The sequence below is a fragment of the Synechococcus sp. R3-13 genome (assembly GCF_047462195.1).
Lineage (GTDB): Bacteria > Cyanobacteriota > Cyanobacteriia > Thermostichales > Thermostichaceae > Thermostichus.
In genome coordinates this window covers 1-7,235 of the sequence record NZ_JANSIO010000153.1, presented here as the reverse complement: position 1 = coordinate 7,235, position 7,235 = coordinate 1, and the positions used below count along the sequence as shown (strand labels likewise).

Here is a 7,235-nt window from a genome sequence, read left to right as displayed (position 1 = left end):
GTTTCGATTACGGGGCGCGGGCCTATTCGGTGCGGGCTTTGGCTCGCATTGGCCATGGGGATGCCTACCCCTTTTTGGCAGAAGCCATTGTGGCGGACTTTGCCCCCAGTGTACGGCGGGCGGCGACCCGCGGGCTGGGACGGGTGGCTGCCAAGCGGCCCTTGCCCGATCAAGAGCGAGCCTTGCACCTGTTGCGGCAATGCCTTGCCGATGCCGATTGGGGAGTCCGCTATGCCGCCGTCGGATCCCTGACGGACTTGGCTCGCCAGGGTGAACAATCTCTGCGCCCCTCAGTCGAGGCTGCGCTCCAGATGGCCCTGGAAGATGCCGATCCTCTGATCCCTCTCCGCGCCCAGATGAGCTGGCAGGAATTGGCTGCTGAGCCTTAGCTTCCCTGCTCCACTGTGTTTTTCTTAAGTTTTTCTCGTTTTTTTAGGAGCACCATCTATGTCCCTTCCGTTGCTTGCCGATCGCCCCACCACCCAAAATGAACGGGTGCCTCGCTACTTTGTAGCCAGCGACGAAACCCCGCCGGTCTACCGTCCTGACGACCCGACAGGTATCGACAACATCATTCGCGCCGCCTATCGCCAGATCTTCAGCGAGCATCTGATGCTGGAGAGTTATCGGCAAAAAGCTCTGGAGTCCCAATTGCGCAACGGGGCAATCTCGGTCAAAGAGTTTGTGCGCGGCCTGGGCAAGTCAGAGGTGTACCGGGATCTGGTCATGGTTCCCAACGACAACTACCGCTTCATCGAGGTCACCTTCCAGCGCTTTTTGGGTCGGCCCACCTACAGCCAACAGGAGCGCATCAAGTACTCCATCATCGTTGCCACCAAGGGGCTAGATGGCTTCATCGACGCTGTGGTGGATAGCGAAGAGTACAATGCCGCCTTTGGGGACGATGTGGTGCCTTACCAACGCCGTCGCCTGTCGGAAAAGCCCGCCAACCTGGTAACCCCCCGCTATGGAGCTCGTTGGCGCGATGTCTCCGGCGTGAAGCGCTCGACGCGGGAAGTGGTGCGCACCTATCGTCTCACCCGTCCTCCCAAACCCGGGGATCCAGAAAACTTCCTCAACATGGCCCGCATGCTCAATCCCAAGCCGGCTGCACGGCAAAACATCAGCGTCTTCGATCTGAAGATCCCGGACATGACCACCAGCCGCCGCTAGGACTGGGCAAGCTTCCGGGGACAACCCTTTGCGGGCTCTGCCGGGCCGATCGATCCGAGGCTGTTCGGATGGGTCGGCCTGCCGCTGTGCCTGGGGCAAGATTCGTTATAATCTGGGTGATGCTTCTTAACACTTGGGTCGCATGAAGAATCCGGTTGTGCGGGCTTTTTTTGTCGGCAAGGCTGTGGCGGATGTCCTACGGGAGCGTTTGGAAAGCGCCCTCACCGATATTGCCGGAGAAGTGGGCAAGGTGTGGGCCGAGCTGCAGGAGGGCTGGCAAACCTTTGCCCAGGATGTCATGACCCGGGCTGAGGCAGAAGCATCCATGGCCGCCCAGGAAAGGGTGCCGCCTCCTTTCCAGACAGAAGATCTGCAGGCAACTCTGGACGACTTGCGGGCGGAAGTGGCGCAGCTGCGCTCCGAGTTGCAGAAATATCGGAGTCGAAACGCTTGAGTGCCAGCACACTGGGATCCCAGGCTTCAACCTCTTTGGGATCACAACCCGTCAAGCCCTATACCGCCTACCGCTGGGCCCGGGAGAACTATACTCGCCAGGGCCGCATGCTGGACATTTGGCGATTTGTGCTCACCTGGCTGTTTTACCTTTGGCTGGATCAGCAGGCTTGGAGCTATGGGGGACAACCCACGCCCGAGCGAAAGGCCCAGCGCCGCCGGGCCAGAGCCATTTGGATCCGCGAAACGCTGCTTAACTTAGGCCCTACTTTTATTAAAGTGGGGCAGTTTTTCTCCACCCGCGCCGATCTCTTCCCCTCGGAATATGTCGAGGAGCTCTCCAAGCTGCAGGATCGGGTGCCTGCTTTCAGCTACGAACAGGTGGCGGCAATTGTGCAGCAGGAGCTGGGCAGGCCGATAACCCAAATCTACAGCTACTTTGATCCCACCCCTTTGGCCGCTGCCAGCTTGGGGCAGGTGCATCGCGCCAAGCTGAAAACCGGGGAAGAGGTGGTGGTGAAGGTGCAGCGTCCGGGGCTGACCCGGCTGTTCACCATCGATTTGGAGATCTGCCGTGGGATTGCCGAGTTCTTTCAGTATCGCACCTCTTGGGGCGGGCCGGGCCGCGACTGGATCGGCATCTACGAAGAGTGTCGGCGCACCCTCTGGGAAGAGGTGGATTACCTCAATGAGGGCCGCAATGCCGATACCTTCCGCCGCAACTTTCGGGATATGCCGCAAATTGCCGTCCCCAAAGTGTATTGGCGTTACACCTCTCCTCGCCTGTTGACGTTGGAATACCTGCCGGGGATCAAAATCAGCGATTACGAAGCCTTGAGTGCGGCAGGGTTGGATCGCAAGGTTTTGGCTCGTCTGGGGGCAGAGGCTTATCTGCGGCAACTGCTCAAGGATGGTTTTTTTCACGCCGATCCCCACCCCGGCAACATTGCCGTGAAGCCCGATGGCACGTTGATCTTCTACGACTTCGGCATGATGGGCCGCCTGCCCTCCGATGTGAAAGAAAAGCTGATGGGCACGCTGGCAGGTGTGGTCTCCAAAAATGCCGATCAGGTGGTGGCCTCGCTGGTGGAACTGGGGGTGCTGGTGCCCACCGCCGATCTGGCTCCCGTGCGCCGCTCGGTGCAGTACATGCTGGATCACTTTATGGACAAACCCTTTTCCAGCAACTCGGGAGAAATCTCGGTGGCGGCCATTAGCGAAGACCTCTACGAGCTGGCCTACGATCAGCCGTTTCGTTTTCCGGCTACCTTCACCTTTGTGATGCGGGCCCTGACCACGCTGGAGGGGCTGGGGAAGGGGCTGGATCCGGAGTTCGACTTTATGGAAGTGGCCAAACCCTTTGCGGAGGAGCTGATGAGTTTGAACGGAAGCGAGACCGAGACCCTCTTGGCCCAGGTTGGCCGTCAAGCGGCTGAGTTCACCAGCAGCAGTCTCAGTTTGCCCCGCCGGATCGAATTGACCTTGAGCAAGTTGGAACAAGGGGAGCTGCGCCTGCGGGTGCGATCCAGCGAGACGGAGCGCTTGCTGCGCAAGCTGAACAACACCGGGCTGGGAGTCATTTACGGGGTGTTGTTTGCGGCCTTTTTTTTGAGCGCAACTCAGCTCTTTTTGGCCGGACATGCTACCTTAACGGTTATCACTTTGGTTTTGGCTGCCCTCGCTGCTCTTGCTTTAATCAGAGTACTCTTAAGGTTGAATCGGTCAGAGCGATTGATGTGATGCGACGATATGCCTGCGCTACGGATCCCGGCAAGATCCGCAGCAGCAATCAAGATGCCTGCTACTGCGATCCAGAGGGGCGCTATTTTATTGTTGCCGATGGTATGGGAGGACATGCTGCCGGGGCTACAGCCAGCCTGTTGGCCGTCGAGACCATCCGAGAATATCTGGATCGAGGCTGGAAAAACGTGCCGGCACCCCGGTTGCTCAGCGAAGCCGTAGAAGCAGCCAACAGTGCCATCCTCAAGGATCAGCGGGAAAATCCAGAGCGGGCAGACATGGGCACTACGGTGGTGGTGGCCATGGTGGATCCCAAGGGCAACTGCTGGAGTGCTCACATTGGCGATTCTCGCCTCTATCGCCTACGGGGATCCGAAATGCAGCAAATGACCGAGGATCACACCTTAGTGGCTCGCTCCATTCGACTGGGGGAGCTGACCTATGAGCAGGCCCGGATTCACCCTTGGCGACATATTCTCGAGCGCTGCCTGGGCCGACCCGATGCGGGTCCACCTTCTGTGCAGCCGATTACAGTTTACCCAGGGGATCGCCTGTTGTTGTGTAGCGACGGCCTAACTGAGGAGCTGGACGACGAAGTGATCATCGAGTATTGCCTGCAGGTGGAAGATTTGGAGCAGCTTCCTCTAAAACTCATCGAAGCGGCCAAAGAGCGGGGCGGGCGAGACAACATCACAGTAGTGATTGCCGAATACGCCTAGTTTGCCCCCGGCTAGAGACGGTATTGGCGGTACACTTCGCTGGCCGCTCGGTGCAGCAGGGAGTGGCGATACACGAGGCGGTCGAGGTCTTTGCCGTAGCCGCCGCCGATGACGCAGGCGACAGGATAGCCCTGCTTTAGACAAGTGTTCAGCACCTGCATGTCCCGCCGAAACAGGCCCTGGTCGCTAAGGGCCAGCTTGCCCAGGAGATCTTCCTCGTGGGGATCCACACCGGCATCGTAGAGCACCAGGTCAGGGCGCACCTGAGCCAACAGATCGGGCAAGTGGTCGGCCAAGGTCTGGAGATAGGCTTCATCTTCCATGCCTACCGGCAGGGCCACGTCCAGGTCGCTCTGCTGCTTGGTGGCGGGGAAATTGGCCTCGCAGTGCATGGAAAAGGTGAACACCCGCGGCTCGGAGCGGAAGATCCAAGCAGTGCCGTCTCCCTGGTGGACATCCAAATCCACGATCAAGAGCCTTTGCACTAGCCCTTGCTGCAGCAAGACTTGGGCGGCAATGGCCAGGTCGTTGAAGATACAAAAGCCGGAGCCGTAGGCGGGGAAGGCATGGTGGGTGCCGCCGGCGGTGTTGCAGGCCAGGCCGTGGCGCAGGGCCAATTGGGCGGTCAAGACGGTACCCCCCACCGCTCGACAGGTGCGCTGCACCAGCTCCGGGCTCCAGGGCAGGCCGATGCGCCGCTGCAGCTTGGCCTCCAGGGATCCCTCACAGTAGGCTCTGACGTACTCAGGGGTATGTACCGACTCAATCCAGGCGAGAGGGGGCAGCTCAGGGTGGTGCACTTGCTGGGGGCGGATCACCCCTTCCCGCAGCAGCAGCTCTTGCAAGAGGCGAAATTTCGGCATGGGAAAGCGATGGCCCGGCGGCAGGGGGGCACTGTAGTCGGGGTGGTAAACAATTGGCAAAGACATCAAGGGCAACTGGATTGACGGCGGTGAGCATGGCCTATAACGGCTCCAGTGCTTATGGTAGAGGTAGCCCGCTCCTGCCGGATCCCTTCGAGACTCTTGCAAACCTGTTCTCCGTACCGCCGCGATTCCCTATGTTTACTGCGTCGGATCCCTTTTTGGGTCGCCTCTTGGCTCAGCGTTATCGACTTGTACATCTGCTGGGACAGGGGGGCATGGGGCGAGTCTATTTGGCTCAAGATTTGCTCTTTGGTGGGGTGGAAGTGGCTGTCAAGCTGCTTTCCCAGCCGGCAATGGATCAGCGCACCCGCCTGCGCTTTGAACGGGAAGCGAAAGCCTGCGCGGCTTTGGGCCAAAAAAGCCTGCACATTGTCAAAGTCAATGACTATGGTATTACCCCCGATGAGGTGCCCTTCTATGTGATGGAATACCTGAACGGCAAGACCCTCAAGGATATTCTGGCCGCGGGGGCTTTGCCTTTGGAGCGCTTTTTCCGGCTGGCCCGCCAAATTGGCCTGGGGTTAAAGGCGGCCCACGAGGGGATCCTCATGGAAGGGCAAAGGGTACAGGTGATCCACCGCGATTTGAAGCCGGCCAACGTGATTGTAGTGCCTGATAGCAGTTTTGGGGAACTGGCGAAGCTGGTGGATTTCGGCATTGCCAAGCTGCTCAACAGCCATGAATCTTTGAGCTTTACCCATGCCTACCTGGGAACGCTGGCCTATTCTTCCCCGGAACAGCTGGAAGGGTTGCCGCTGGACGCCCGTTCCGACATCTACAGCTTCGGGATCATGCTGTACCAGATGGTGTCTGGCCAGATGCCCCTCAAGCCCACCACCGAATCTTTCCCGGGCTGGTACCAGGCCCACCACAAGCGCCGCCCCATTCCTCTGGAAGACCTGGGATTGAAGTTCGCGCTGCCCGCCGGTTTATCCGACTTGATCCTCAGTTGCCTGGCCAAAGATCCTGCCGCCCGCCCGCAATCGGTGGCTAACGTGTTGACGGAGCTGGAGCACATTCAAGCCAGAGCACAGGGATCCCAAAAAGGATCTCCAGAGACCGTTGCCCTTCAATCTCCGCTGATCTCCTCTGGAAGTGTTGCCTCTGGCCCACTTTCTGGAGACCCCACTGCTGTTGCGCCGCCCTTGGCCGCATCAGGTACTCTGCGGCTCAGGCCCCTGACGGCGGCCACGGAGGTCGAGAACGGGGGATCCCTGCTTTGGGTGCGCCTGATTCCCTTTCTGATGGGCGGGCTGCTGGGCTGGGTTTTGGTGAGTTGGCAATGGGGACAGTTGCTGCAGCGCCCCTCGGCCCCCCGTGTTTCCGGGCCAGGATCTCGTCCGGCAGTGGCAGATTCCACTGCCCCAGAGAATGTCCATCCTATGCCTGGGGAGCTTGTCCCTGAGCCCCTTGTTTTGGCTTCAGAGCAGAACGGACGGCGGGATCCCGCGCCGGAGCTGGAACCCTACAACAGGAGCGAGCCGGTGTTTCGCGCCTTTCCCCTGGAGACTTCCCGCGAGACGGTACGAGCCAGCCTGGGATCCCCCAGCCAGCAGGGGCAGGGCGCTTGGCCCAATACCGTGTACGACCTGTACCGCTTTGGCGGGGTGGACTTGGGCCTGCTCTACGACGCATCCAGTCTGGCCCTGCGGCAAACCGAAGCCACCGTCACCGATGGCGTACCCACCCCTCAAGTGGAAGGACTCTTGGAGGATATGCTGCAAGCCCCCTTGCCTGCTCAACTGCAGCGAGAACTGCAGGCTGTGCGCGAGGGACGTTCCGGGCGAGTGCAATTCCGCGTTGGCCCCTGGGCCGGCAGGATCGAACGCAACGCCCAAGGCCATCTTTACATGGCCCTCTGGGATCCCACGCTGCCCAGCGGTGCTCCACCACCTTCCCCCTCCTCTCCCACCCTACCCCCGGCTGCCCCCGTTGCCCGGCCTCCCAAGGCCCGTAACCTCAATTCAGCAGCAGGCGGCCCTCGTCCCGGCCAGACCATGCAGGAGCTGCTGCGCCGTGCGCGCGAATTGCGGGGGGACTGAGCCATGTCTGCTTCTGAAGACAAAAAGCCGCTGTTGGGCACCGTCGCTCGCTTCTTCAAAACCCTGGCCAGGCCCTTCCCTATCGGGCCTACGGCTCTCCTCAAACCCCCCGAACCTCCTCCCCCCAAGCGCCCGGTGCGCCTGCGGATTACCTGCCCAGGAGAGCCCCCCCAGGTGGTTGC

The 7,235-nt window shown here is 60.2% G+C and carries 7 protein-coding genes; 6 read left to right on the top strand and 1 reads right to left on the bottom strand.

Annotated features, from left to right (window positions below; genetic code table 11):
- From NW856_RS04885 to NW856_RS04865, 5 genes are all read left to right on the top strand, one after another.
- Positions 1-389: HEAT repeat domain-containing protein (locus NW856_RS04885; RefSeq protein ID WP_414399371.1), on the top strand; the 389-nt coding region annotated here is incomplete at its 5' end.
- 58 nt (positions 390-447) lie between these two features.
- Positions 448-1,173, top strand: coding sequence for a phycobilisome rod-core linker polypeptide (locus NW856_RS04880; protein ID WP_414349917.1), 726 nt, complete (start codon positions 448-450; stop codon positions 1,171-1,173).
- Between the two features lie 142 nt (positions 1,174-1,315).
- Positions 1,316-1,627, top strand: coding sequence for a DUF6825 family protein (locus NW856_RS04875; protein ID WP_414399370.1), 312 nt, complete (start codon positions 1,316-1,318; stop codon positions 1,625-1,627).
- Entirely contained in the window at positions 1,624-3,366 is a 1,743-nt protein-coding gene (locus NW856_RS04870; RefSeq protein ID WP_414399369.1) for an ABC1 kinase family protein, read from the top strand. Before NW856_RS04875 ends, NW856_RS04870 begins: the two co-directional genes overlap by 4 nt.
- The gene (locus tag NW856_RS04865) at positions 3,366-4,085 is read left to right on the top strand and encodes a PP2C family protein-serine/threonine phosphatase (protein ID WP_414389052.1); all 720 of its coding nucleotides are present in this window, start codon (positions 3,366-3,368) and stop codon (positions 4,083-4,085) included. Before NW856_RS04870 ends, NW856_RS04865 begins: the two co-directional genes overlap by 1 nt.
- 11 nt (positions 4,086-4,096) lie before the next feature.
- On the opposite strand, the gene NW856_RS04860 is transcribed toward NW856_RS04865, so the two are convergent.
- Entirely contained in the window at positions 4,097-5,014 is a 918-nt protein-coding gene (locus tag NW856_RS04860; RefSeq protein ID WP_414399368.1) for a histone deacetylase, read from the bottom strand.
- 131 nt (positions 5,015-5,145) lie between these two features.
- On the opposite strand from NW856_RS04860, the gene NW856_RS04855 reads away from it, so the two are divergent.
- A complete protein-coding gene (locus tag NW856_RS04855) occupies positions 5,146-7,053 on the top strand; it encodes a serine/threonine-protein kinase (RefSeq protein ID WP_414399367.1) in 1,908 nt (635 codons plus the stop codon).
- The last annotated feature ends 182 nt before the right edge of the window (positions 7,054-7,235 follow it).

Excerpts from the sequence above, each read along its gene's own strand:
- NW856_RS04855 (WP_414399367.1), top strand. The coding sequence starts at position 5,146 with ATGTTTACTGCGTCGGATCCCTTTTTGGGTCGCCTCTTGGCTCAGCGT.
- NW856_RS04865 (WP_414389052.1), top strand. The coding sequence starts at position 3,366 with ATGCGACGATATGCCTGCGCTACGGATCCCGGCAAGATCCGCAGCAGC.
- NW856_RS04860 (WP_414399368.1), bottom strand. The coding sequence starts at position 5,014 with ATGTCTTTGCCAATTGTTTACCACCCCGACTACAGTGCCCCCCTGCCG.
- NW856_RS04880 (WP_414349917.1), top strand. The coding sequence starts at position 448 with ATGTCCCTTCCGTTGCTTGCCGATCGCCCCACCACCCAAAATGAACGG.
- NW856_RS04875 (WP_414399370.1), top strand. The coding sequence starts at position 1,316 with ATGAAGAATCCGGTTGTGCGGGCTTTTTTTGTCGGCAAGGCTGTGGCG.